Source organism: Pseudomonas sp. R9.37 (assembly GCF_963878885.1).
Lineage (GTDB): Bacteria > Pseudomonadota > Gammaproteobacteria > Pseudomonadales > Pseudomonadaceae > Aquipseudomonas.
In genome coordinates, this window is record NZ_CAWNZA010000022.1 from 396,025 (window position 1) to 419,209 (window position 23,185).

Annotated in this window: 20 protein-coding genes; 7 read left to right on the top strand and 13 right to left on the bottom strand. The window is 60.9% G+C overall.

Annotated features, from left to right (window positions below; translation table 11 throughout):
• Positions 1–15: 15 nt before the first annotated feature.
• The 4 genes from AACU78_RS14050 to AACU78_RS14065 form a co-directional block, all read right to left on the bottom strand.
• Positions 16–1,299: an OmpP1/FadL family transporter gene (locus AACU78_RS14050; RefSeq protein ID WP_106576424.1), complete on the bottom strand. Its 1,284-nt coding sequence runs from the start codon at positions 1,297–1,299 to the stop codon at positions 16–18.
• Positions 1,300–1,445: 146 nt separating this feature from the next.
• Entirely contained in the window at positions 1,446–1,928 is a 483-nt protein-coding gene (locus tag AACU78_RS14055) for a hypothetical protein (protein WP_106576425.1), read from the bottom strand.
• A gap of 278 nt (positions 1,929–2,206) precedes the next feature.
• Positions 2,207–2,431 carry a hypothetical protein gene (locus tag AACU78_RS14060; RefSeq protein WP_106576426.1) on the bottom strand — a complete coding sequence of 75 codons (225 nt, stop codon included), beginning with the start codon at positions 2,429–2,431 and terminating at the stop codon, positions 2,207–2,209.
• Positions 2,432–2,874: 443 nt separating this feature from the next.
• A complete protein-coding gene (locus AACU78_RS14065; protein ID WP_106576427.1) occupies positions 2,875–3,180 on the bottom strand; it encodes a hypothetical protein in 306 nt (101 codons plus the stop codon).
• 458 nt (positions 3,181–3,638) lie between these two features.
• Here AACU78_RS14065 and AACU78_RS14070 point away from each other — a divergent pair, with 458 nt between their 5' ends.
• Together AACU78_RS14070 and rmuC are read left to right on the top strand one after the other, a co-directional pair.
• Positions 3,639–3,962 carry a hypothetical protein gene (locus AACU78_RS14070; RefSeq protein WP_043293316.1) on the top strand — a complete coding sequence of 108 codons (324 nt, stop codon included), beginning with the start codon at positions 3,639–3,641 and terminating at the stop codon, positions 3,960–3,962.
• Positions 3,963–4,137: 175 nt separating this feature from the next.
• The gene (rmuC, locus tag AACU78_RS14075; RefSeq protein ID WP_177410074.1) at positions 4,138–5,502 is read left to right on the top strand and encodes a DNA recombination protein RmuC; all 1,365 of its coding nucleotides are present in this window, start codon (positions 4,138–4,140) and stop codon (positions 5,500–5,502) included.
• A gap of 105 nt (positions 5,503–5,607) precedes the next feature.
• Here rmuC and AACU78_RS14080 read toward each other — a convergent pair whose 3' ends face one another.
• From AACU78_RS14080 to AACU78_RS14090, 3 genes are all read right to left on the bottom strand, one after another.
• Entirely contained in the window at positions 5,608–9,078 is a 3,471-nt protein-coding gene (locus AACU78_RS14080) for a hybrid sensor histidine kinase/response regulator (protein ID WP_106576429.1), read from the bottom strand.
• 225 nt (positions 9,079–9,303) lie between these two features.
• Entirely contained in the window at positions 9,304–9,693 is a 390-nt protein-coding gene (locus AACU78_RS14085; protein WP_106576430.1) for a YbaN family protein, read from the bottom strand.
• 20 nt (positions 9,694–9,713) lie between these two features.
• Positions 9,714–10,301 (bottom strand): UPF0149 family protein, encoded by a 588-nt coding sequence (locus AACU78_RS14090; RefSeq protein WP_106576431.1) that lies wholly within the window; start codon positions 10,299–10,301, stop codon positions 9,714–9,716.
• A 275-nt stretch (positions 10,302–10,576) separates the two neighbouring features.
• Between AACU78_RS14090 and recQ the strand changes: the two genes are divergently transcribed.
• On the top strand, positions 10,577–12,703 hold the full coding sequence (gene recQ, locus AACU78_RS14095; RefSeq protein ID WP_053258024.1) for a DNA helicase RecQ: 2,127 nt from the start codon (positions 10,577–10,579) through the stop codon (positions 12,701–12,703).
• 121 nt (positions 12,704–12,824) lie between these two features.
• Entirely contained in the window at positions 12,825–13,259 is a 435-nt protein-coding gene (locus AACU78_RS14100; RefSeq protein WP_106576432.1) for a MarR family transcriptional regulator, read from the top strand.
• Positions 13,260–13,321: 62 nt separating this feature from the next.
• On the opposite strand, the gene AACU78_RS14105 is transcribed toward AACU78_RS14100, so the two are convergent.
• Positions 13,322–15,511 carry a patatin-like phospholipase family protein gene (locus tag AACU78_RS14105; protein ID WP_106576433.1) on the bottom strand — a complete coding sequence of 730 codons (2,190 nt, stop codon included), beginning with the start codon at positions 15,509–15,511 and terminating at the stop codon, positions 13,322–13,324.
• Positions 15,512–15,595: 84 nt separating this feature from the next.
• Between AACU78_RS14105 and AACU78_RS14110 the strand changes: the two genes are divergently transcribed.
• Positions 15,596–15,883, top strand: coding sequence for a SelT/SelW/SelH family protein (locus AACU78_RS14110; protein ID WP_106576434.1), 288 nt, complete (start codon positions 15,596–15,598; stop codon positions 15,881–15,883).
• Positions 15,884–15,886: 3 nt separating this feature from the next.
• Here the strand turns inward: AACU78_RS14110 and AACU78_RS14115 are convergent, their stop codons facing one another.
• Complete coding sequence (locus tag AACU78_RS14115) at positions 15,887–16,768, bottom strand: DMT family transporter (RefSeq protein ID WP_106576435.1); 882 nt, start codon at positions 16,766–16,768, stop codon at positions 15,887–15,889.
• Positions 16,769–16,860: 92 nt separating this feature from the next.
• A complete protein-coding gene (locus tag AACU78_RS14120; RefSeq protein WP_106576436.1) occupies positions 16,861–17,610 on the bottom strand; it encodes an AraC family transcriptional regulator in 750 nt (249 codons plus the stop codon).
• Positions 17,611–17,748: 138 nt separating this feature from the next.
• On the opposite strand from AACU78_RS14120, the gene AACU78_RS14125 reads away from it, so the two are divergent.
• Positions 17,749–18,558, top strand: coding sequence for a UDP-2,3-diacylglucosamine diphosphatase (locus tag AACU78_RS14125; protein WP_106576437.1), 810 nt, complete (start codon positions 17,749–17,751; stop codon positions 18,556–18,558).
• A 124-nt stretch (positions 18,559–18,682) separates the two neighbouring features.
• Here the strand turns inward: AACU78_RS14125 and AACU78_RS14130 are convergent, their stop codons facing one another.
• The 3 genes from AACU78_RS14130 to phhA all read right to left on the bottom strand — a co-directional run bounded on the left by AACU78_RS14130 (position 18,683) and on the right by phhA (position 21,129).
• Positions 18,683–19,876: an amino acid aminotransferase gene (locus tag AACU78_RS14130; protein WP_106576438.1), complete on the bottom strand. Its 1,194-nt coding sequence runs from the start codon at positions 19,874–19,876 to the stop codon at positions 18,683–18,685.
• Positions 19,876–20,232, bottom strand: a complete 357-nt coding sequence (locus AACU78_RS14135; protein ID WP_106576439.1) for a 4a-hydroxytetrahydrobiopterin dehydratase — start codon at positions 20,230–20,232, stop codon at positions 19,876–19,878. Before AACU78_RS14135 ends, AACU78_RS14130 begins: the two co-directional genes overlap by 1 nt.
• A gap of 105 nt (positions 20,233–20,337) precedes the next feature.
• Positions 20,338–21,129, bottom strand: a complete 792-nt coding sequence (phhA, locus tag AACU78_RS14140; RefSeq protein ID WP_106576440.1) for a phenylalanine 4-monooxygenase — start codon at positions 21,127–21,129, stop codon at positions 20,338–20,340.
• 257 nt (positions 21,130–21,386) lie between these two features.
• Between phhA and AACU78_RS14145 the strand changes: the two genes are divergently transcribed.
• Positions 21,387–22,949 (top strand): sigma-54-dependent transcriptional regulator, encoded by a 1,563-nt coding sequence (locus AACU78_RS14145; protein WP_106576441.1) that lies wholly within the window; start codon positions 21,387–21,389, stop codon positions 22,947–22,949.
• Positions 22,950–23,185: the final 236 nt, after the last annotated feature.

The window sequence follows — 23,185 nt, forward strand, 5'->3', positions numbered from 1 at the left end:
TTTATACGCGTTGGATCAGAACTTGTACGTCACGCCCAGGCCGAAGCCGTTGGCGCTGTTTTCGTACTTGGCGCTGTAGGACGAACCCAGCGCGTTGGCCTTGTTGACCTTGACTGGCTCTTCCTTCAGGTAGGAGTAAGCCACGTCGACGATCATGTTCGGCATTACTTCGTAGCCCAGGCCAACACTGAAAATGGTCCGGTCGCCGGTAGGGATGCGTGGCGAACGGTCAGTGTTGTTGGTTGGCGACTGGTCGAAAGTCAGGCCGGTACGCAGTACCACTTGTTTGGTGACTTGGTACGAAGTACCCAAGGCATAGGCCCAGGTGTCATGCCAGTTCTGTGGCTCGCTGATGGTACCCACGATCTGCGGAGCGGCAAGGCCGCCGGCTCGGGTAACGCCCTGGTTGTCGACAGTGATGTCTTTCAGGCGGCTCCAGCGAGTCCAGGTGGAACCGGCGTAGAGTTTCCAGGCATCGCTCAGGTCCTGTGTCACGGACAGGTCGTAAGACTCTGGCGTATCAATGCTCAACGACGCATCGTAGCGGCCGCTTGCCAGCAGTGGAGCCGTCGGGGTCGGTGCCGTGACTTCGGTGTGGCCATCAAGCTTGTAGCTGACTTTGGAGTGGTAAGTCAGGCCCACGCGCGTGGTATCGGTGGCTTGTACCAGCACGCCGACGTTGAAGCCAACAGCCGTATCGTCACCTTTGATTGTGACGTTGCTATTCGGGACGGCAGGGTTGGTCGACAGGGCCAGCTCCGATTCCAGCTTGCCGGAAATACGGTTGATGGTCGGGCCGAAACCGATGGAAACCCGGTCGTTGAAGGCGTAGCTGACGGTTGGCTGCAAGGTGATAACCGACACTTTGCTGTAGCTGCCGAACGAGCGACCCTGGAAGCCCCTCTCATAATCGGTCACCAGGCCGAAAGGTGCATAGACACCAACGCCGACGGCCCACTGATCATTGAGTTTGTTGGTGTAGAAACCAAACGGGACCGCCGTGAATGGCACCATGTCGCCTTTGTTGCTGCCGAAAGAACGGCCGCTGGCGTTTTTGATGTCAGTCGAGGCATCGATAGCGGCAACACCACCCGTAATCTGCTGGCCTTCGAGGCGAGCCATACCGGCAGGGTTACCGTAGACAGTGCTGGCGTTATCGGCAGAAGAAGAGCGGCCTGCGAAACCCGTACCCATTCCGGCGACGTCTTGTTCGTTCAGGGCAAAGCCGCTTGCGAACAGTTGGGAGGATGCCATGGCAACGGTGAGGCTAAGTGTGGTCTTGAGCATTACTTTTTTCATTATTAGAACTCCGTGGTGATCACCGCTGCGGAAAGTAACAATAAATTTAAGTTAGCGCTATAGGCTGTAATGTCGGAGATAGAGCGGTTTTGTAGGACAATCCGACCAGATTCGAAGGTTTTAGCCGAATCTTGCAAAACGCCTGATCAACATATGGCCTGATTCATGGGTAAAACACAGGTTTGCCAGGCTTGGGTGAAATCCCGCAGCCGACCTTGAGGGTGAAATATTTCTTTCCAGATACGCGCCATGGCCAGTACGTCACCCGGTGGCGGCAGGGCAGGACGATGCTGTTCTACCAGCAGCCAGGCGATGGCGGTGGCGTAGCGCAGGTTGACCGTCAGCTCCAGCTGGGGCGCGCTGAGGAAGGCATGTTGACTGGCCAGCCCACGTACCAGGCTGGCGCGCTCGGGGTCCTGGGCGAGGTAGTCGTCCCACAGCGCGCGATGACGAGGTTCGGTGATGCTGTACAGGCCGTGGCCGCGCCGATCATGCAGGGCGGAGCCGAGTTCCGATTGGCTGGCGGCAATGCCCAGCAACAGGGATTCGGCTGTCGGGTTATGGCGGCCGAGGTAAATCAACGTCGGCCTGATCACATAACGACACAATTCGCTGGCGGCGATACCCATACGAGCCTCAGTCCATGAAAGTGGTCGACGAAGCCTGAGAGGGGAGCTTGGCAGCAGTGAATCGGACCTCAGGCTCGTCGCAAGCGGATCATGCCGCTTGAGTTGAAGTGTAGTGTCATATTTGTGATGTAAAGGACTGTTTTTAAAACATCTTCTTCATTTAGTTATAACGTTTATACCTATTCGAACTTAGTGCAAGTACTCAAAAGCCGAATTTTGGGCAATAAAAAACCCTGCGTTTCAAGCAGGGTTTTTTGGGTTTCAGCGACTCGGGTCGATCAGGCAATCAATGCCTGACGGGTACGCTCGATCACGGCCTGCAGCGGCTCTGCGCTGGAGTATTGATCGGGGTACAGGCGTTCGCTGTGACGAGCGATGCCGTGTTCGTTGACCAGGGTGAAGCTGAAGCAGCCTTTGCGAGCGGCCATGATCAGGCAGTTCATTGGTGCAAAAGCGTTGGTGAGGGTGCGAATGGCATCCTGAGTGTGGATTTGAGCGGACATATTATTGGTGTTCCTACAAATGACACGGTTAAGAACCGTGCAACGTTAAAACGTTCCAGTAACGTTGATCACCATTGATCAAACGAAGAACCCGACTGGAACAAAGCAGCCAGTTTGAAGCGCTAATAAGTTAGGCGCGCTTGGGCTGGCAGGTAGGTACTTAGGAGGGCAGGCAACACAACAGGGGCAAAGGTTCTGGGCCCGGGGTGAAGATCCTGATCAATTTGCAGGCTGGTTCGGTCAGAGTATTGAAACTTCGCGACACCCTTTGCTTGTTCAAAGGCAGTGTCGTCGCAAGGAATACCTGGAAACCATCGAGGTGGTCGATCCCGTGTTGTTCAGGGGAGTTGTTCGACCAGAATTGACTTTCAGCTTGGTACTAACGCCGCGGATAGTAACGGATTGAAACACGGAAGGGAAGTGTGCTAGCCAAAAAACTTCATTCAACTGCCCAACAAACCGCGGTAGACCAGCACGGTAGCCGCCGCGGCCAGTGAGCAGCCGAGCCCGTAGGCCGCCAGGGTCAAGCGCCAGGACCGCCCGGTCTCGATCACGTTCATTACCTCGCGCATGTCGTTGATTCTGCCTTCACACAACTCTATGCACAGCGTTACGGCAGTAAACGCGGCTGATACCAGGATGGCGATGGCAAACAGCGCACCGTCGGGGGAGGGCAGCGCGGCATTGACCGCCAATGAGGTTACACAGATGGCCAGCAGCAACACGGCGAATAAGAGGATTCCTTTCATCGAGCCTTAGGAGGTTGCGTGGGGGAGTCGGTCAGTGTGGCGAGCCGGCGCGGATTTGAAAAGTGCCTGGCTTGGCCTGTCGGTAACATTTTTCGGACGTGTCGAAGCAAAAAACCTCAGCCATATAACCAGTGGGTGGGTACTTGTGCACATTAGTTGCGGGGTATGTAACCAGTCTGTCTATGGCCTGGAAGCGCCGCCATTTGCCTGCAATGAAAATTTAAGTCAATGAAAAATATCGCTTTTTTTTATTGGTGAAAAAATCGTCAGTTTGACTGCGGCCCCCGTTCCATGGGCCTTTGCGCGCGTTAAAGGTGGGTTGTCCACTGAGTTATCCACAGCTTCTGTGGATTGTCCCAAGCGCTTGCTCTAGAACGGGCGTGCAGGGATTTTTCAGCTTTACCTGTAGGAAAAAAAGAGTAGAGTGGCGCGCCTTCCGTTCTGTCCCGCAGTGCTTTATGAAGTTTCGCTCAGTATCACCTTCTGTTACCGACACCCCTCAGACTGTTACCGCACCCAAGCGTTTCTCCTTGAAAGTTGCCTTGTGGCTGCTCGACAGCCCGCGCCTGGGGCACAGTACCAACGTCAAGCACTTCGCCGGGCGCTTGCTCAAGCAGCCGGCCCGTGAAGGTGTGGTTGCCGCGCAGAGTCGCCTGGGCCAGCTGATGTGCCGGGAGTGCGGCAATGCCCGCGACCGCCGCATCGGCCATGACCTGTTGCGCCTGGCCGCCCGTGCCGGCGACCGCCGCGCCCAGCGCGAACTGGGGCAGGTCGAAGACTGAGCTGTCCTCAAGCCCTAGGCTTGGTTAACCTTGCTCTTTTTCGGTGATGGCAGAAATGGCGATGGCTTTTGACTGGACCAGTATTGCCTTGGGCCTGGCTGGCGCTGCAGTGCCTTTATTGGCTGTGTGCTGGCAGATTCAACGGCGGCTGAGCGCGCGCGTGACCGGCTGGGAACTGCTCGAAGAGCGCCTGGCCACCGCGCAATTGGCCCAGGAAGGGCTGGCCGCGCAACTCGACGCCAGCCGCGACGAGATCAGTGACTTGAGCCAGGCCAACGCCGCCAAACAAGCTGACCTGGCCGCCGTTCGCCGTGAAGTCGAGTTGCTCCAGGTCGACCGCGATAACGCCCGCGACGCCGCCCACGCCTGGAACCTCGACCGCAGTGCCAAGGAAACCGAGCTGCGCCGCCTCGATGCGCTGTCCTCGGCGTTGCGCGCCGAACTGCGCGAACAACAGGAAAGCCATCAACAACGCCTTGCTGACCTGCAAGGCTCGCGGGACGAGCTGCGTGCGCAGTTCGCCGAGCTTGCCGGCAAGATCTTCGATGAACGTGAGCAACGGTTTGCCGAAACCAGCCAGGAGCGCCTGGGCCAGTTGCTCGACCCGCTCAAGGAACGCATCCAGTCGTTTGAAAAGCGCGTGGAAGAAAGCTACCAGAATGAGGCGCGCGAGCGCTTCTCCCTGGCCAAGGAGCTTGAGCGCCTGCAGCAACTGAACCTGCGACTGTCAGACGAGGCCACTAACCTCACGCGCGCGCTCAAGGGCCAGAAAACCCAGGGCAACTGGGGCGAGCTGATTCTTGAGCGCGTGCTTGAACATGCCGGCCTGGAGAAGGGCCGCGAGTATCAGACTCAGGTCAGCCTCAAAGGCCCGGACGGCGAGCGCTTCCAGCCGGACGTGTTGATCATGCTGCCCGGCGACAAGCAGGTGGTGGTCGACTCCAAGGTCAGCCTCACCGCCTATCAACAATACGTTGCCGCGGATGACGATGTGATCGGCCAGGCGGCGCTGAAACAGCACGTGCTGTCCTTGCGCAATCACGTCAAAGGCTTGGCCGGTAAGGATTACAAGCGCCTCGAAGGTCTGCACAGCCTGGATTTCGTGCTGTTGTTCGTGCCGATAGAAGCTGCGTTTTCCGCCGCGTTGCAGGCCGAGCCGAACCTGTTCCAGGAGGCGTTCGACCGCCATATCGTGATTGTCAGCCCCACCACCTTGCTGGCCACCCTGCGGGTGATCGACAGCCTGTGGAAGCAGGAACGCCAGAGCCAGAACGCGCGGGAAATTGCCGAGCGCGCCGGCTGGCTGTATGACAAGTTCGTGCTGTTTATCCAGGACCTGGATGAAGTCGGCAACCGCCTGCAGCAGCTGGATAAGGCCTACAGCGCGGCGCGAAACAAGCTGACGGATGGCCGTGGAAATCTGGTCAGCCGAACCGAGCAGTTAAGGTTGCTGGGTGCGCGTGCGAGCAAAAGCCTGCCGGCGGACTTGCTCGAGCGGGCGATGACCGACTCGGACGGCGTCGCACACTTACCGGAGTAGCACGTGGTCAATGTGGGAGCTGGCTTGCCTGCGATAGCTTTGGTGACTGATCCACCGCTATCGCAGGCAAGCCAGCTCCCACAGGGAGATTGAGTTCGGTCATTACTACAATGGCAAATGCCGACTGATCAATGCCCGCAACGCCGCAGGCTTCACCGGCTTGGCCAAGTAATCCAGCCCTGCGGCATGCACCTCGGCCACCATTTCCGGGCGCCCATCGGCGCTGATCACCACCCCGGGAATCGGCTCCGCCAGTTGCGCGCGCAGCCAGCCCATCAACTCAGTGCCTGTCTCGCCGTGGTCCAGGTGGTAGTCCATCAGCGCCAGTTGCGGGCGCACGCCCTCGGCCAGCAACACCGCACATTGCGCCTGGTCGGTAGCGGTCCACACCTCGCAACCCCAGCGCGTGAGCAGGCTGCGCATGCCGATCAGGATGCTTTCTTCATTGTCCACACACAGCACCTGGGCACCGCTCAACGGCAGCCCGTTATCCTGCGTAGTCTTCACCTTGGGGCTGGTCTGGTTACGCGCCAACGGCACACGCACGCTGAACACGCTGCCTTTGCCCGGCCACGAACGCACGCTCAAACGATGGCCGAGCACTCGGCACAGGCCGTCGGCGATTGCCAGGCCCAGGCCCAGGCCTTTTTCGGCGCGGGTCTGGTGGCTGTCCAGGCGCTTGAACTCTTCGAAGATCACCTGTTGTTTATCCAGCGGGATGCCAGGGCCGCGATCCCACACTTCCAGGCACAGTTCGCCCTTGCGTCGGCGTACGCCAAGTAGCACCGGGCCGTCGGCATAGCGGAATGCGTTAGTAAGAAAGTTCTGCAGGATCCGCCGCAGTAACTTGATGTCGCTGTCCACCCGCAGACGGCTGCCGCGCAGGCGAAAACGCAGGCCTTGCTCGTGGGCCAGTGCCTTGAATTCTGCTCCCAGGGTGTCGAACAACTCGTTAAGGACGAAGGGCTGTCGCTGTGGATTGATCTTGCCGTTTTCCAGGCGCGAGATATCCAGCAGGTCGCTGATCAGGTCTTCGGCGGAGCGCAGCGAGCTGTCCAGGTGCTGTACCAACTGGCGGGCTTCGGCAGACAGGCCGTCGTTCTGGTGGGAGAGGGCGGCGGAGAACAATCGTGCCGCGTTCAACGGTTGCATCAGGTCGTGGCTCACTGCCGCCAGAAAGCGCGTCTTCGATTGGCTGGCGGATTCGGCCACGCCTTTGGCGTCGGTGAGCGCCACATTCAGTTGCGACAGTTCATGGGTGCGTTCGGTCACCCGTTGTTCCAGGCCCTCGTTGGCCTCGGTCAGGGCTTGTTCGGCTTCACGGAACGCGGTGATGTCGGTGAAGCTCATGACGAACCCGCCGCCGGGCATTGGGTTGCCGATCAGCTCGATCACGCGCCCATTCGGAAACAGGCGCTCGGACGTATGCGCACGGCCCTGGCGCATCCAGTGCAGGCGCCGCGCGACGTGCACTTCGGCTTCCCCTGGCCCGCAAAGGCCGCGCTCGGCGTTGTAGCGAATGATGTCGGCAATCGGCCGGCCCACACTGATCAAACCGTCCGGGTAGTTGAACAGCTCCAGATAGCGCCGGTTCCAGGCCACCAGCTTCAGCGACTGGTCGACCACGCTGATGCCCTGGGTGATGTTTTCGATGGCGCCTTGCAGCAGCGCGCGGTTGAACTGCAGCACTTCGGAGGCTTCGTCGGCGATGCGTACGACGTCCTCCAGTTGCATTTCCCGCCCTTCAATTGCGGCTTTTACCACAGCGCGTGTCGAAGAGGCGCCGAGCACGCCCGCCAGCAGGCGTTCGGTATGGGCAATCCAATCGTTGTCGGCATTCTGGTTGGGGTTGAAGCCTTTGCCCTGGCGATAGGCGAAGCGGATAAAACTCTGCTGGGCACGTTCTTCACCGACAAAGCGCGCCGCCAGGCTGAGCAGGTCGCTGATCTGCACCGACAACATCGAGCGCGCGCTGGCGCGTTGGCTGATTTCCTGGCCGATAAAGCGTCCAGCCTGCCAATGTTCCGAGACCCGTGTGCGCGACAGCATCGAGACCCACACAAACAGCGTGAAGTTACCCGCCAGCGAGAACACAGTGCCCAAGGTCAGCGAGGTCACGGAGAAGCCAAACGGGTGTGAATGCATCCACGTCAGCCCGGGGAAAAGGCTCAGCGACCAGCCCAGACTTTTCGCCGTGACCGGTAGGACCAACGTGTAGAACCACAAAAACGTGCCCGCCGCCAACCCAGCGAACACGCCGCGCCGGTTCGCCTGCTTCCAGTACAGCGCGCCCAGCATCGCCGGGGCCAGCTGGGTGACTGCCGCGAAGGCGATCTGGCCGATGGTCGCCAGGCTCGCGGTGGAGCCGAGCAGCCGGTAACTCACGTAGGCCAGCAGCAGGATGATCACAATGCTGACCCGGCGTACCGAGAGCATCCAGTGGCGGAACACTTCGAACGGCCGCTCGGCACTGGAGCGTCGCAGCAGCCATGGCAGCAACATGTCGTTGGACACCATGGTCGACAGGGCGATGCTGGCCACGATCACCATGCCGGTCGCCGCCGACGCGCCGCCAATGAACGCCAGCACGGCGAGGGCCGGGTGCGCCTCGGCCATGGGCAGGCTGATCACGTAGGAGTCCGGCAATACCGAGCCGGGCAGCAGCATTTTGCCGCCAAGCGCGATGGGGATGACGAACAGCGCGGCGAGGATCAGGTAGGCCGGGAACACCCACTTGGCCAGGCGTAAATCCTGCGGGTCGATGTTTTCCACGACGGTGACGTGAAACTGCCGGGGCAGGCAAATAATCGCCATCATCGCCACGCCGGTTTGCACCACCATCGACGGCCAGTTGATGGTTTCTTTCCAGTATTCCTCAAGGCGCGGGGCCAGCATCGCTTGGCTGAACAGGTCGCCGAAACCGTCATACAAGCCGTAGGTCACAAACGCGCCGACAGCGAGAAAGGCGAACAGCTTGACCAAGGATTCAAAGGCAATCGCCAGCACCATGCCACGGTGGTGCTCGGTGGCGTCAAGGTTGCGCGTACCAAACACGATGGTGAACAGCGCCAGCACCAGCGACACGATAAGGGCCGTGTCCTGGGCGCGCGTGCCAGTGGTGTCGGGGCCGGAGCCGATCAACAGGTTCACGCCCAGCACGATACCTTTGAGCTGCAGGGCGATGTAGGGCAACACGCCGACCAGGCAGATCAGCGCCACTACCACCGCCAGCGACTGGGATTTTCCGTAGCGCGCGGCGATAAAGTCGGCGATGGAGGTGATGTTTTCCTGCTTGCTGATCAGAATCATCTTCTGCAGCACCCAGGGTGCCAACACAAGCAGCAGTACCGGTCCTAGATAGATCGGTAAAAATGCCCACAGCTGTTCGGCGGCCTGGCCTACCGCGCCGAAGAAGGTCCAACTGGTGCAGTAGACGGCCAGCGACAGGCTGTACACCCAGGCGCGTACTTTCGGCGGCAACGGCGCATGGCGGCGGTCACCGTAAAAGGCGATGGCAAACATAATGGCCATATAGGCCAGGGCAACGGCGGCGATCAGCCCGCTGGACAGCGTCATGGTAACTCCGAGCATAAGAACACCCAGGCATTCCGGGCCCGGTGGGACAGTCTCGCATGATGCTTGGGGTTAGTCAGTGTCGACCAAGGTCGTGTGCAGGATCTGGCTCATGTACCTGCTGGCAAGTGTGGGAGCTGGCTTGCCTGCGATTCAGGCACTGCCGTGTGACAGTTGCACCGTGGCGACGCTATCGCGGGCAAGCCCGGCTACCACCCAGGCCCGCGGCTACCGTTCGCGGGGCGGCAGGGTTTTCTGGCGCAGAATATAGACAGTCACGAGCACGGCACTGGTCAGCATAAAACCGCGTGCCCACGGCAGCGGCACCAGGTAGCAGGAGAAACCAGTGCTCAGCCACATCAAGCCGAGTGCGTAGACCTTGCCCTTGAGCGGAATGCCATTGCCGTCCAGGTAGTCTTTGATCCACGGGCCCAGGCGCGGGTGTTCCACCAGCCAGTGGTAGAAACGCGGGGAGCTTCGAGCGAAGCAGGCGGCGGCGAGTAGCAGGAAGGGCGTGGTCGGCAGTACTGGAAGGAAGATGCCGATCACTCCCAGCGCCACGCTCAACCAGCCGATGGCCAGCAGTGCGTAACGCAGGAGTAGCGAGCGATTGCCCATGGGGGACACGGGCAAACGACTCAGTGGTGACGGGGCTTGAGGATCGCCGGTTTTTCGTCAGGGGCGTTGCACAACAGGTACAGGGCGGTCAGGGCTTCCGGGATCTGTACGATCATGTCGTCCATCAGGTTGGCGTCGGAAGCGATGTCGGAGAATTCCGGCTGGTCGTCGAACAGACCCGAACCGACCATGATCGGCAGCAGCATTTCGCTGACTTCTTCCTCGGCGGTTTCGAACCAGGCGGCTTCGCGCAGGAACACGCCTTCCATGAAACCGATGCACCAGCCGCGCAGGTCGGAGTCATCCGGGTCTTCGCCCAGGTCCAGCTCGCAAGGCAGCTCGAATTCCTCGTCGGAAGCCAGTTGGCGACCGATGTGGGCCTTGAGGGCCAGCAGGGTGGATTCGATTTCTTCGCGTTGGGCGGCATCGGCGTAATGCGGCTCTTCGGCGAACAAGGCGTCGATCCATTCACGGTCCGGCACGATGTCGGAAGAGATCGACAGGGCGGTCAGGTAGCCGTGGGCGGCCACGTAGTCCAGCGCCTCGTCATGCAGCTCATCGGCGTCGAGGAAGGCTTGCAGGCGGGTTAGTTGCTCAGCGAAGGACATTACGGCATACCTTGGGAATAAACGATGCGCAATTCTAGGCTTTCTTGAGCCCCCAGGCCAGCTGCAAGGCATATTTGCCAGGTTTTAGATAGCAGTCGCTGTTCGTCAGTGGCGCCCTTTGCGGACCGACGCTCGGGTATACTGCCGCGTTTTGTGATGCCCCTGCAGGCCAAGCGCCAACCCGCGAAAACTTCGCTTACGGATTATTTCCCGTGAAGCCGGGGTTTTTCGGCCAGCCTGTACAGAGGGATTTCGGCACCATTTTGGAGTTTTACATGCTCGAGCAGGCTCAACGCGTCCTCAAGGACATCTTCGGCTACGACAGTTTTCGTGGCCGCCAGGGTGCGATCATTGAGCGCGTGGCCAGTGGCGGTGATGCTCTGGTGCTGATGCCTACCGGCGGCGGCAAGTCGTTGTGCTTCCAGGTGCCGGCGCTGTTGCGTAACGGCCTGGCCGTGGTGGTGTCGCCGCTGATCGCGTTGATGGACGACCAGGTCGCCACCCTTGAAGAGCTTGGTGTCGCCGCCGCCTCCTTGAACTCCACCCTCAGCGCCGAGCAGCAGCGCGACCTGGCCGCGCGCATCAAGCGCGGTGAAGTGAAGATGCTTTACCTGGCCCCTGAGCGTCTGGTGCAGCCGCGCATGCTGGCGTTTTTGCAGAGCCTGGAAATCGCCCTGTTCGCCATCGATGAAGCCCACTGCGTATCGCAATGGGGCCACGATTTTCGTCGCGAATATTTGCAGCTGGGCCAATTGGCGGAATTGTTTCCCGACGTCCCGCGCATCGCGTTGACGGCCACTGCCGACAAACGCACCCGTGAAGAAATCGTCGAGCGCCTGCATTTGCAGAACGCTGAGCGCTTCCTGTCGAGTTTCGACCGGCCGAACATCTTCTACCGCATTGTGCCCAAGGAGCAGCCGCGCAAGCAGTTGCTGGCGTTCCTGTCCGAGCGGCGCAGCGATGCGGGCATCGTCTATTGCCTGTCGCGCAAGAAGGTCGATGAAGTGGCCGCGTTCCTCTGCGAGCAAGGCTACCCGGCGCTGCCGTACCACGCGGGCCTGCCCAATGAAACGCGCTCTGCCCACCAGAAGCGCTTTCTCAACGAGGAAGGCCTGATCATGGTGGCGACCATCGCGTTCGGCATGGGTATCGACAAATCCAACGTGCGCTTTGTCGCGCACATGGACCTGCCCAAGTCTCTCGAGGCGTATTACCAGGAAACCGGTCGCGCCGGCCGTGATGGCCTGCCGGCGGATGCCTGGATGGTCTACGGCCTGCAAGACGTGGTGATGCTCAAGCAGATGCTGCAGAACTCCGAGGGCGACGAGCGTCACAAGCGACTGGAGCAACACAAGCTCGACGCAATGCTGTCGCTGTGTGAAGAGACGCGCTGCCGCCGCCAAACGCTGCTGGCGTACTTCGACGAAGACATGCCCGAGCCGTGCGGCCACTGCGACAACTGCGTGGACGGCGTGCAGACCTGGGACGCCACCGAGCCGGCGCGCCAGGCGTTGTCGGCCATCTATCGCACCGGCCAGCGTTACGGCGTGGGCCATCTGGTGGATGTGTTGCTGGGCAAGGACAACGAAAAAGTGCGCAGCTTCGGCCACGAAAAACTCTCCGTCTATGGCGTCGGCAAAGCCCGCGCTGAAGGCGAGTGGCGCTCACTGTTCCGGCAGATGGTCGCCCGCGGCCTGGTGGACATCGACCTGGAAGGGTATGGCGGCCTGCGCCTGAACGACAGTTGCCGGCCATTGCTCAAGGGCGAAGTGAGCCTGGAGCTGCGTCGCGACCTCAAACCGCAGACCACGGCCAAGAGCAGCACCAGCCAGGCCAGCCAGTTGGTCCGTGGCGAAGAGCGCGAGCAATGGGAAGCCTTGCGCACCCTGCGACGCAAACTTGCGCAGGAACACAGCGTGCCGCCTTACGTTATTTTCCCCGACTCCACGTTGCTGGAGATGCTGCGCGAGCAGCCGACCACCATGGCCGAAATGGCCCGGGTCAGCGGCGTCGGCGCGCGCAAGCTGGAACGCTACGGGCAAGCGTTCCTCGAAGTGCTCGGCGGCCAGGCCGAGGCGCCGAAGGAAGTCGCCGATATTCGCCACGAATTGATCAGCCTGGCGCGTGCCGGCATGACCCCGATCCAGATTGCCGGCCAACTGCAATGTTCGGAAAAAAACGTCTATACCCTGCTGGCCGAATCCATCGGCAAGCAGCAGTTGTCGTTGGAGCAGGCCCTTGATTTGCCGGAAGATCTGCTCGGTGAAATCCAGGATGCATTCCTCGACGGAGAGGGCGAATTGCCACCGGTTGCGGAGATCGCGCCACTGTTTACCGGTCGTGTGCCTGAAGGTGTTTTGTATTGTGTGCGGGCTGCTTTGCAGTCGGAATTCGAAATTTAGTGTGCCAATTGCGCCAATGTAACGAATCAGTACAGAGCGGCGCTTGCCTCCTGGCATGGCTCATGCTTAGCTGACTAATAATTAGCCACACTTTATTTTCAGTCTAAACCATGAGTTTTTTATGCCTTTAACCGATCAACACCGCTTTGGCATGCAGTTGGCGCAAATGTCCCGAGGTTGGCGCGCCGAACTGGACCGCCGCTTGGCGGGGCTGGGTTTGTCCCAGGCGCGTTGGCTGGTGCTGTTGCACCTGGCCCGTTTTGCGGAAGCGCCCACTCAGCGCGAGCTGGCTCAAAGTGTTGGCGTCGAAGGGCCGACGCTGGCCCGCCTGCTCGACAGCCTTGAAGGTCAGGGTCTGGTGCAACGCCAGGCGGTGCTTGAAGACCGTCGTGCCAAACGCATATTGCTGTGCGACACCGCCCGCCCGTTGATCGATCAGATTGAAACCATTGCCACAGCGTTGCGCCATGAGCTGTTTGTAGGCGTGGATGAAGAGGATCTGCGCGTGTGCATGCGTGTGCATGGGCACATCCTGGCGAATCTGGAAAAGTCCTGATCTGGGATTCGCCAGGGATCAAAAAGTGGGAGCTGGCTTGCCAGCTCCCACTTTTTTTGTGCCTAGAACGTCTGGCCGAGGTTCAGGTACACCGCCTGCTGATTGTCATCATTGAACCCGTAGCTGAAATTCAGCGGCCCCAGCGGGGTATCGAACCCCAGGAAAATACTCGCAGCGTTGATGTAACCGCTATCGAATTGATTGTCGTTGTTCCACGCCCGGCCGCGTTCCACCGAGGCCCCCAGGTACAGCGGGAAATCCAGCGGCAGGTACGAGCGCGGCGTCAGGCGGCGGTAGTACACCGCGCGCATCAGAGCGATGTTCTGCCCCGAGATCGCATCTTCGCGAAAGCCGGACAATTGCCGCGCACCGCCCAGCAGGAAGCTGGACACCACCACGTCGGATTTATCCAGAGTGCGCCCGTAACGGCCGCCCAGTATGAGCGTGTCCGGGCCGCGGCTCATGGCCTTGTCCAGTTTGAACTCCCATTGTCGATAGCGCTGGTCCGAGCCTAACCCGGGCTCGAATTCGCGGAACGCCAGGCCGATGTCTTCGCCGGTGTGTGGGAAGTACACGTTATCGAGCGAGTCGAACGAGTACTTCAGTTCATAGAAGCCCTCGCTGAAGCTCACGCTCGGCAGGTCGCGGTCGCCGATGCGCACGTCCGCTTTGCCCCAGGCTTCGCCGACGCCGAAGCGGATCTCGCCGCTGTTGCCGATCTGGCGACCGACGTTCAAGCCAAAGCCATAGCGCTCCAGACGGTATTCGGAGATGGGATCGTTGTCCAGAATCAGTTCAACGTTCTGCGCCTGGGCACTGATATAGGGCGCGACGAAGTAGCGTGAACCGACATCCAGTGGCTGGTAGAACTCGCTGTACAGCTCTTGGCGATCACCGATCTGCACCCGCGTCAGCCATTCGGCACCGAGGCGATTGATGCCATTCATGCGGTAGCTGGCGCCGAGGTTGAAGGCGCTGTCGCCGCGCATGTCATCCGACAGGTTCAGGCCCAGGCGCAAGTAGTCGGTGCCGCTGCGTTTGCCGCGAGCACTGATCACCAGGGTATTGTCCTGGCCCTTTTTCACCACGCGGTATTGCACCTGCTCGAAGTAGTCCAGGCCGTACAGGGTGCCCATGTCGGTTTGCAGACGGCCCAGGTTCAAAGGCTCGCCCAGGTTTTGGCGGATGTAATAGCGGATCACGTCATCGCTGACCTTCGAGTCGTTCTCCACCTTGATGGCGGTGATCACGGGCGTGCGCTCGCCGGGCGTGCGGGCCGCGATCAGTTGCGGGTCGACAGGCTCAGCAGGGCGCAGATGCGCCAGGCGTATATCAAGCGCGCGGGTGGCGCGGTAGCCGGCGTCGATCATGTCCCTGGCACGGCCGAAGTCCGTCACGCCGAAGGCCGCCAGCGGCGGTTGGATCAGCACATCCTTGGGGTGCAGCGCCTTGAGTTGCTCTTCAGAGTTGCGCCGGGTCATCAGGGTGATCGACTGGTTGAGCACATCGACGACAGTGGCAAGTTGCTTGCGCGAACGCAGCGGGGTGCCGATGTCGACCACGATGGCAATGTCGACGCCCATCTCGCGTGCCACGTCCAGCGGGATGTTGTCGGTCATGCCGCCGTCCACCAGCAGCCGGCCGTCGATTTCCACCGGGGCGAACACCGCCGGGATCGACATGCTCGCGCGGATCACCTGGGGCAAGTGGCCTTTGTTGAACACGACTTTTTCGCCGGTGGTGATGTCGGTAGCCACCGCGCGGAACGGGATCGGCAGCTTGTCGAAGTTACGCGTGTTGCTGCTGTGGGCGAACATGCTTTCCAGCAGCAGTGCCAGGTTCTGACCCTGAATCACTCCGAGTGGCAGGCCGAGGCTGCCGTCGTCACGGAAACTGAGCTTCTGTTTGACCAAAAAGTCGCGGTCGTCCTGCTTGCGTCGAAACGGCACGTCTTCGCGCGGCGGTGCGTCGGACAGCGCTTGTTGCCAGTCGATATTCAGCGCGAGCTTTTCCAGCTCATCAATCTTGTAGCCCGAGGCGTACAGCCCGCCAATCACCGCGCCCATGCTGGTGCCGGCAATCGCATCGATCTGGATCCCTTGCTCCTCCAGGGCCTTGAGTACACCGATATGCGCCAGGCCACGCGCGGCGCCGCCGGACAGCACGAGGCCGATTTTGGGACGGGGTGTTTCAACGGCGTCGGCGAGCAATGGAAGCAAACACAGAAACAGGCAAGACAACAGGCGGCGCATCATGAATCTCGAGGCTGGGCAATAAAGGCCGGTATTATAGCCACCCGATTCACCCAGCCCGTTATGCCAGGAACCTCTCAAATTATGTCGCTGAGCAAACCCGAGATCGTCATCACCTATTGCACCCAGTGCCAGTGGCTGTTGCGCGCCGCGTGGCTGGCCCAGGAATTGTTGAGTACGTTTGCCGATGACCTGGGCCGTGTGGCGCTGGAGCCGGCCACCGGCGGCGCGTTTCGCATCACCTGCGATGGCGTGCAGATCTGGGAGCGCAAGGCCGACGGCGGCTTCCCCGAAGCCAAGGTGCTCAAGCAGCGCGTACGTGACCAGATCGACCCACAGCGGGATCTGGGCCACAACGACCGCACAGCCTGAGCATCAGGCCGCCGCAGGCGCCTTGGCTTGGCTGGTGCTGCCCATCAGCCCGGAAAGCACGATGGCGACGATGATCAGCGCGCCGCCCAGCAGCATGCGCAGGGTCGGGGTTTCGGCAAACAGCACCCAGGCCGCGGTGATGCCGTAGACCGGTTCCATGGCAAACACCACCGAGGCGGTGCGCGCTTTGATCACCGCCAGGCTGGCGACAAACAGGCTGTGGGCCAGGCCGGTACAGAACACCCCGAGCAGCCCGATCCACAACCAGTCAATTGCCCGTACATCCGCCAGCCCGGGTGCCGCTACCGGCAGCAGACAAGCCGCGACCACCACGTTCTGACACAGCGCCGCCTGCACCGCGGGGATGCGCCCGGAACTGGCGCGGTTGTTCAGCGACAGCAGCGAAAACAGCAGGCCCGAGGCAATGCCCCAGAGCAGGCCGCCGGTGGCTGCGCTGGCAAGGTTGAAGTCTGGCGTCACCAGGATCAGGCCGACACTGACCAGTACCACCAGCAGCACTTCATTGGCGCGAATGCGCTCGCGGAAGATCAGCCCTTCGAGAATCACGGTAAACGCCGGGAACGCGGTAAACCCGAGCGTGGCGACGGCGACGCCAGCGACTTTGACCGCGATGAAGAAGGTTACCCAATGCGCCGCGAGCAGCACGCCGCTGATCAGCAGGCGGCGCCAGTCGCGCATCTGAAGTGTTTTCCAGGTGGTGTTGCTGGCGAATCGCGCAAACACGGCGAGCGCCACCACGGCGAAGGCCGCCCGGCCAAAGACGATGATGGCGGGCGAGGCCGCCGCCAGCTTGCCGAATACGCCGGTGAGGCCAAACATCAGTGCGCCGATATGCAGGGCGCCGAGGGCTGAGCGGGGAGTCATTGCGATCCTTGAACCAACGGGGTGACAGAATCGCAGTCTAGAGGTTGGAGGTGTGGGCGTCTGTCGTCCGGCTCGCGTTTTTTGTCGCAAGACTATGATGAGCGCCGCAATGCGCCCGGTGATGCGCCAAATTCGCGCAACATCGCGGCGGCAAACGCACTTTGCGAGCTGTAGCCGACGCGCTCGGCAATGTCGCCGATGGGCAGCGGCGTGTTGCGCAACAGGTTCAAGGCCATCTGCAGGCGGCGCCCGCGGATGTAGTCCATCGGCGTCTGCCCGCACTCGGCGATAAAGCGCGCGTGCAGGCGCGCGACCGACAGGCCGGCAATGCGCGCAAGGTCCACGACCTGCAATGGGTGCGCAACGTGTCGCTCGATATGCGCATCAAACGCCGCATACGGCAGGCGTCGTCCCGGCATCGGTTGGGCCAGCGGGTGATTGAGGCTGGCCAATAACAGCACCGCGCCTTGCTGCACGATCAGCGGGTCATCCACCGGGCTGTGCGCCAGCCATTGCACCAGTTGGCTTTGCCGCGAATCCAGGGTCAGGCGTGCCGATTGGTCGAGCAGGCGGCGGCTGGCATCGGCATGCTCGCCCAGCGATTGCACAACCCAGTGTTCGGTGGGCACGTCCAGCACCAGGCAACGGCTGCCATCACGGCTGCCGCAGGCGTGGTGGGCGGAGAAGGGCAGCACCATCACGCTGTTTTCGTGCACCTGGCTGCCCCGGCCATCGACTTCCAGGTCCAGGTGCCCGGACAGGCCAAACACCAACTGCGCATGGTCATGGCTGTGGGCAAGCGGCTCTTCGAGGTAGTGGCGCAGCGTGAGCGTCGGTCTCATCGCGGTCTCCTGAGGGTGCAGGGCGCCAGTCTACAACGCTTCACGGGCGCCAGGCGCTGTCATCAGACTGACGCACCGCTGTCATGGGCTATTAACCACCAGGGCGCAAGCTCGCGAAAACACCGTCGAGGGATGCCCATGACCCGTGCCGAATTCGCCAAACCCGGTCGTAAACAACGGGTTCGTACCTTGTGGATTTCCGACGTGCACCTGGGCACGCGGGACTGTCAGGCCGAACACTTGTCGCGGTTTCTCAAGGGTTACCACGCCGACAAGGTGTACCTGGTTGGCGACATCATTGATGGCTGGAAAATGCGCGGCGGCATGTATTGGCCCCAGGCCCATACCAACGTGATCCGCCGCCTGCTCACCATGGCCAAGCGCGGCACCGAGGTGATCTATGTCACCGGCAACCATGACGAGTTTCTGCGGCGCTATTCCAAGCTGATGCTGGGCAATATCCAACTGGTCGACGAAGCGGTGCACGTCACCGCCGATGGCCGGCACTTGCTGGTGATCCACGGCGACCAGTTTGATGTGATCACCCGGTACCACCGCTGGCTGGCGTTTCTCGGCGACTCGGCCTACGAATTCACCCTCACGCTGAACCGCTGGCTCAATCACTGGCGGGCGCGGTATGGCTACGGCTACTGGTCGCTGTCGGCGTACCTCAAGCACAAGGTCAAAACGGCAGTGAGCTTTATCAGCGACTTTGAGGAGGCGATCGCCCACGAAGTGACCAAGCGCGAGTTGCATGGCGTGGTCTGCGGGCATATTCACCACGCGGAAATCCGCAAGGTGGGCGAGGTGGATTACCTCAACTGCGGGGATTGGGTGGAGTCGTGCACGGCGTTGATCGAGCACTGGGACGGGCATATCGAGTTGTATCGGTTGGCGGATGCGCAGGCGAAGGAAGCGCAGATCAAAGCCGAGATGGTTGCGGGCTAAAAACCAACACCATTCACATGTGGGAGCTGGCTTGCCTGCGATAGCGGTCGTTCAGTCAGCCTGTTCAGTGACTGATACACCGCCATCGCAGGCAAGCCAGCTCCCACAGTTTGATTCGGTTTCTTCAGTGGGAAACGTCGGCGATGGCTTGGGCCAGCAAGGTCAAGCGCGTCGCATCAATCCCGGCCACGTTAGCCCGTCCCGAACTGACCATGTACACGCTGTGCTTCTCGCGCAGTTGCTTGACCTGTTCGGCACTCAAGCCGGTGTAGGAAAACATCCCGCGCTGCGCACCGATATGCGCAAAGCGTTCGGCCAGCCCGTGGGGCGCCAGCGCCTCTACCAGGCCTGAACGCAACTGCGCGATCCGTGAACGCATGGCTTCGACTTCGTCGCTCCAGCGCTTTTTCAGCTCGGCATCCCCAAGGATGGTCGCCACCACGGCGGCGCCATGGTCCGGCGGCGTCGACCACAGATTACGCGCGGTGTTTGCCAGCTGGCTGCGCACATCCATGAGCTTTTCAGCATCCGCCGCGCACACGATCAACGCGCCGACACGGTCGCGGTACAGGCCAAAGTTTTTCGAGCAAGAGCTGGTGATCAGCACTTCCGACAGCTCGGCGGCAAACAGTCGCACGGCCCAGGCGTCTTGCTCCAGACCGTCGCCGAAGCCTTGATAGGCGAAGTCGATCAGCGGCAGCAATTGGCGCTCGCGCACAATCTTCAGCACCTGGCGCCAGTCGTCCTGGGACAGGTCAAAACCGGTCGGGTTGTGGCAGCACGCGTGCAGCAACACCACGTCGCCCTCGGGCACCGTGGCGAGTGTGGCCAACATCGCGGCCACATCCAGGCGGTTGTCGGCACCCACGTAGGGGTAGTGACTGACCTTGAGCCCGGCCTTGGCGAAGATGGTTTCGTGGATCGGCCAGGTCGGGTCGCTCAGCCACACGCCGCGCCCCGGCAGGTTATGGGCGATAAAGTCCGCGCTCAGGCGCAGGGCGCCGGTGCCGCCTGGGGTTTGCGTTGCACCGGCACGGCGGTCGCGGATCAAGGCCGAGTCGGCGCCGAGCACCAGTTCGCTGATCAGCGCACCGAATGCCGCATCGCCGTGGCCGCCGATGTAGGTCTTGGTGGTCTGGGTGTCTACCAGGCGCTGTTCGGCGAGTTTTACCGAATGCGGAATCGGCGTGAGGCCCTGGTCGTCTTTATAGACGCCGACGCCCAGGTCGAACTTGTTCGGGTTGCCGTCCTGGGCATACAGGTCCATCAGCCCGAGGATCGGGTCGCCGGGCACGCGGCCAATGGCATCGAAATGCATTACTTGCGGCCCTCGGCGTCCTTGGCCACTTCGTCAGTGCGCGCGGCCATGATGAAGTCGTTGCGGTGCAAGCCTTTGATCGAGTGGCTCCACCAGGTCACGGTGACTTTGCCCCACTCGGTGAGCAGGCCTGGGTGGTGGCCTTCGGCTTCAGAGATTTCACCCACGGCATTGGTAAAGGCCAGGGCAAATTTGAAGTTCTTGAACAGAAAAACCTTTTCCAGCTGCATCACGCCGTCGCGTACTTCAATGTTCCAGTCGGGAATCTGCTTGATCAGTACCGGCAACTCTTCATCGCTGACTTGCGGGGCGTCGGCACGGCAGGCTTCGCAGTGGGCTTGGTTCAAGGTGGTCATGGGAAGTGTCCTGAATTCGAGTGTTTGAAAAACGGTCGTCAGTGGCGTCACCCTAAAGCAACGCGCGGCCAGGGAACAGACTCACCTGGCCTCAAAACATAAGGTTCAAGCCGCTTTGGGTTTGGGCGGAAATTTCGGCGCGTGCAGACCCAACTGCATACCGCGCTCGACCATGCCCATGATGTCTTCCTGCGCCACTTCGAACAGGCGCTTGAGCTCGGGCAGGACGAAATACAGCGGTTGCAGGATGTCGATCCGATACGGCGTGCGCATCGCTTCGAGTGGGTCGAAGGCTTGGTGCTCGGGCTCATCCGACAGGCAATACACGCTTTCCTTGGGCGACGACAGAATGCCGCCACCGTAGATGCGCCGGCCTTGCGGGGTGTCCACCAGGCCGAACTCGATGGTCATCCAGTACAGGCGCGCCAGGTACACGCGCTGTTCCTTGGTCGCGGCCAGGCCGAGCTTGCCGTAGGTGTGGGTGAATTCGGCGAACCAGGGGTTGGTCAGCAGCGGGCAGTGGCCGAAGATCTCGTGGAAAATATCCGGCTCTTGCAGGTAGTCCAGTTCTTCGCGGGTACGAATAAAGGTCGCCACTGGAAACTGCTTGCTGGCGAGTAATTCGAAGAAGGTCTGGAAGGGGATCAGCGCCGGCACGCGGGCGACTTGCCAGCCGGTGGTCTCGGCCAGCACCTGGTTGATTTCACCCAGTTGCGGAATGCGGTCCAACGGCAGGCCGAGCTTGTCGATGCCGTCCAGGTATTCCTGGCAGGCGCGACCCTCGATCACTTTCAACTGGCGCGTGATCAGGGTGTTCCACACCGCGTGTTCTTCCGGCGGGTAGTGGATAAAACCTTGCGCATCGGGCTCGCGGGCCACGTAGTGCGTTTGCTTCATACGGCTCTCCTGCTAGGCATTCGTTCTTGTTATGTCCTGCGATGAGCCTATTGATAACCCGCAAGGCGCCGGATTCCATCGGGCTGCGGCCTAATGCTGTAGGAAATGTTACCGGTTTTTGTAAAGTATTCGTTACGATGGCCCGACTCATCGTTGTCTTGGGCTGTGAAATGCCCATGGGCTGTCACATAATCTTGACGACTATCTGCGCCCAGCGGCAAAAAGACGCGGCGCCTTCCCACCTTTCGGGCTTTTTCATGCGTATTAAAGTGCACTGCCAAAACCGTATCGGCATCCTGCGGGACATCCTCAACCTGTTGGTGGAGTACGGCGTCAACGTCGCCAAGGGCGAGGTCGGTGGCGAGCATGGCAATGCGATTTACCTGTTTTGCCCCAACCTGGTGAATATGCAGTTCCAGGCGCTGCGCCCGCAATTTGAAGCCATTGCCGGGGTGTTTGGTGTCAAGCGGGTAGGGCTGATGCCCAGCGAACGTCGGCATATGGAGCTCAATGCGCTGCTTGGCGCCCTGGAGTTTCCGGTGCTGTCGATCGACATGGGCGGCTCCATCGTTGCCGCCAACCGGGCGGCGGCGCAGTTGCTCGGAGTGCGCGTGGACGAGGTGCCGGGAATTCCACTGTCGCGCTATGCCGAGGACTTCGACCTGCCGGAACTGGTGCGGGCGAGCAAGTCGCGGATCAATGGTTTGCGGGTCAAGGTCAAGGGCGACGTATTCCTGGCGGACATCGCGCCGCTGCAATCCTCCGAACACGATGACAGCGAAGCCATGGCGGGTGCCGTGCTGACCCTGCACCGCGCCGACCGCGTCGGTGAGCGCATCTACAACGTGCGCAAGCAGGAACTGCGTGGTTTCGACAGCATCTTCCAGAGCTCCAGGGTCATGGCGGCCGTGGTGCGCGAGGCGCGGCGCATGGCGCCTTTGGATGCGCCTCTATTAATAGAAGGCGAAACCGGCACCGGCAAAGAGCTGTTGGCCCGCGCTTGTCACCTGGCCAGCCCGCGTGGGCAGTCGCCATTGATGGCGCTCAATTGCGCAGGCTTGCCGGAGTCAATGGCCGAGACCGAGCTGTTTGGCTACGGGCCTGGTGCGTTTGAAGGCGCGCGGGCCGAAGGCAAGCTGGGTCTGTTGGAGCTGACGGCAGGCGGTACGTTGTTTCTGGATGGCGTCGGTGAAATGAGCGCACGTCTGCAGGTGAAATTGCTGCGTTTTCTGCAGGACGGATGCTTCCGCCGCGTGGGCAGTGATGAAGAGGTCTACCTGGATGTGCGGGTGATCTGTGCGACGCAGGTGGACTTGTCTGAGCTTTGCGCCCGCGGCGAATTCCGCCAGGACCTTTATCACCGCCTCAATGTGCTGTCGCTGCATATCCCGCCGTTGCGCGAATGCCTGGATGGGTTGGCGCCGTTGGTTGAGCATTTCCTCGATCAAGCCAGCCGGCAGATCGGTTGCCCGCTGCCCAAGCTGGCACCGGCTGCGATGGACCGGCTCAGCCACTATCACTGGCCGGGCAATGTGCGCCAGCTGGAAAACGTGCTGTTTCAGGCGGTGTCGTTGTGCGAAGGCGGGACGGTCAAGGCAGAGCATATTCGCTTGCCGGATTATGGGGTGCGTCAGCCGCTTGGCGATTTCTCGTTGGAGGGAGGGTTGGAGCAGATCGTCGGCCGGTTCGAGAAGGCGGTGCTGGAAGCCTTATATGCCGAGCATTCCAGCAGCCGGCAACTGGGCAAGCGCTTGGGCGTGTCGCACACCACCATCGCCAATAAGCTGCGTGATTATGAAATCCTCAAGGCCGATAAATAACTGGCGGTCTACACACGATTAAAACTGTGGGAGCGGGCTTGCTCGCGAATGCGACGTGTCAGTCACTACATGTGCAGACTGATACACCGCATTCGCGAGCAAGCCCGCTCCCACATTTGTTATTTGTCATCTTAAAGACCTGTGCTTGCCGCAGGCGGCAGTAGTCCGCCGTTTTTTCGACTCTCGCCCAGCCACATAATCTCCATGCCTGCGCGCAAACCCCCGTCCCGCCTGGA

Excerpts from the sequence above, each read along its gene's own strand:
- AACU78_RS14050 (WP_106576424.1), bottom strand. The coding sequence starts at position 1,299 with ATGAAAAAAGTAATGCTCAAGACCACACTTAGCCTCACCGTTGCCATG.
- AACU78_RS14055 (WP_106576425.1), bottom strand. The coding sequence starts at position 1,928 with ATGGGTATCGCCGCCAGCGAATTGTGTCGTTATGTGATCAGGCCGACG.
- AACU78_RS14060 (WP_106576426.1), bottom strand. The coding sequence starts at position 2,431 with ATGTCCGCTCAAATCCACACTCAGGATGCCATTCGCACCCTCACCAAC.
- AACU78_RS14065 (WP_106576427.1), bottom strand. The coding sequence starts at position 3,180 with ATGAAAGGAATCCTCTTATTCGCCGTGTTGCTGCTGGCCATCTGTGTA.
- AACU78_RS14070 (WP_043293316.1), top strand. The coding sequence starts at position 3,639 with ATGAAGTTTCGCTCAGTATCACCTTCTGTTACCGACACCCCTCAGACT.
- AACU78_RS14080 (WP_106576429.1), bottom strand. The coding sequence starts at position 9,078 with ATGACGCTGTCCAGCGGGCTGATCGCCGCCGTTGCCCTGGCCTATATG.
- AACU78_RS14085 (WP_106576430.1), bottom strand. The coding sequence starts at position 9,693 with ATGGGCAATCGCTCGCTACTCCTGCGTTACGCACTGCTGGCCATCGGC.
- AACU78_RS14090 (WP_106576431.1), bottom strand. The coding sequence starts at position 10,301 with ATGTCCTTCGCTGAGCAACTAACCCGCCTGCAAGCCTTCCTCGACGCC.
- recQ (WP_053258024.1), top strand. The coding sequence starts at position 10,577 with ATGCTCGAGCAGGCTCAACGCGTCCTCAAGGACATCTTCGGCTACGAC.
- AACU78_RS14100 (WP_106576432.1), top strand. The coding sequence starts at position 12,825 with ATGCCTTTAACCGATCAACACCGCTTTGGCATGCAGTTGGCGCAAATG.
- AACU78_RS14105 (WP_106576433.1), bottom strand. The coding sequence starts at position 15,511 with ATGCGCCGCCTGTTGTCTTGCCTGTTTCTGTGTTTGCTTCCATTGCTC.
- AACU78_RS14110 (WP_106576434.1), top strand. The coding sequence starts at position 15,596 with ATGTCGCTGAGCAAACCCGAGATCGTCATCACCTATTGCACCCAGTGC.
- AACU78_RS14115 (WP_106576435.1), bottom strand. The coding sequence starts at position 16,768 with ATGACTCCCCGCTCAGCCCTCGGCGCCCTGCATATCGGCGCACTGATG.
- AACU78_RS14120 (WP_106576436.1), bottom strand. The coding sequence starts at position 17,610 with ATGAGACCGACGCTCACGCTGCGCCACTACCTCGAAGAGCCGCTTGCC.
- AACU78_RS14125 (WP_106576437.1), top strand. The coding sequence starts at position 17,749 with ATGACCCGTGCCGAATTCGCCAAACCCGGTCGTAAACAACGGGTTCGT.
- AACU78_RS14130 (WP_106576438.1), bottom strand. The coding sequence starts at position 19,876 with ATGCATTTCGATGCCATTGGCCGCGTGCCCGGCGACCCGATCCTCGGG.
- AACU78_RS14135 (WP_106576439.1), bottom strand. The coding sequence starts at position 20,232 with ATGACCACCTTGAACCAAGCCCACTGCGAAGCCTGCCGTGCCGACGCC.
- phhA (WP_106576440.1), bottom strand. The coding sequence starts at position 21,129 with ATGAAGCAAACGCACTACGTGGCCCGCGAGCCCGATGCGCAAGGTTTT.
- AACU78_RS14145 (WP_106576441.1), top strand. The coding sequence starts at position 21,387 with ATGCGTATTAAAGTGCACTGCCAAAACCGTATCGGCATCCTGCGGGAC.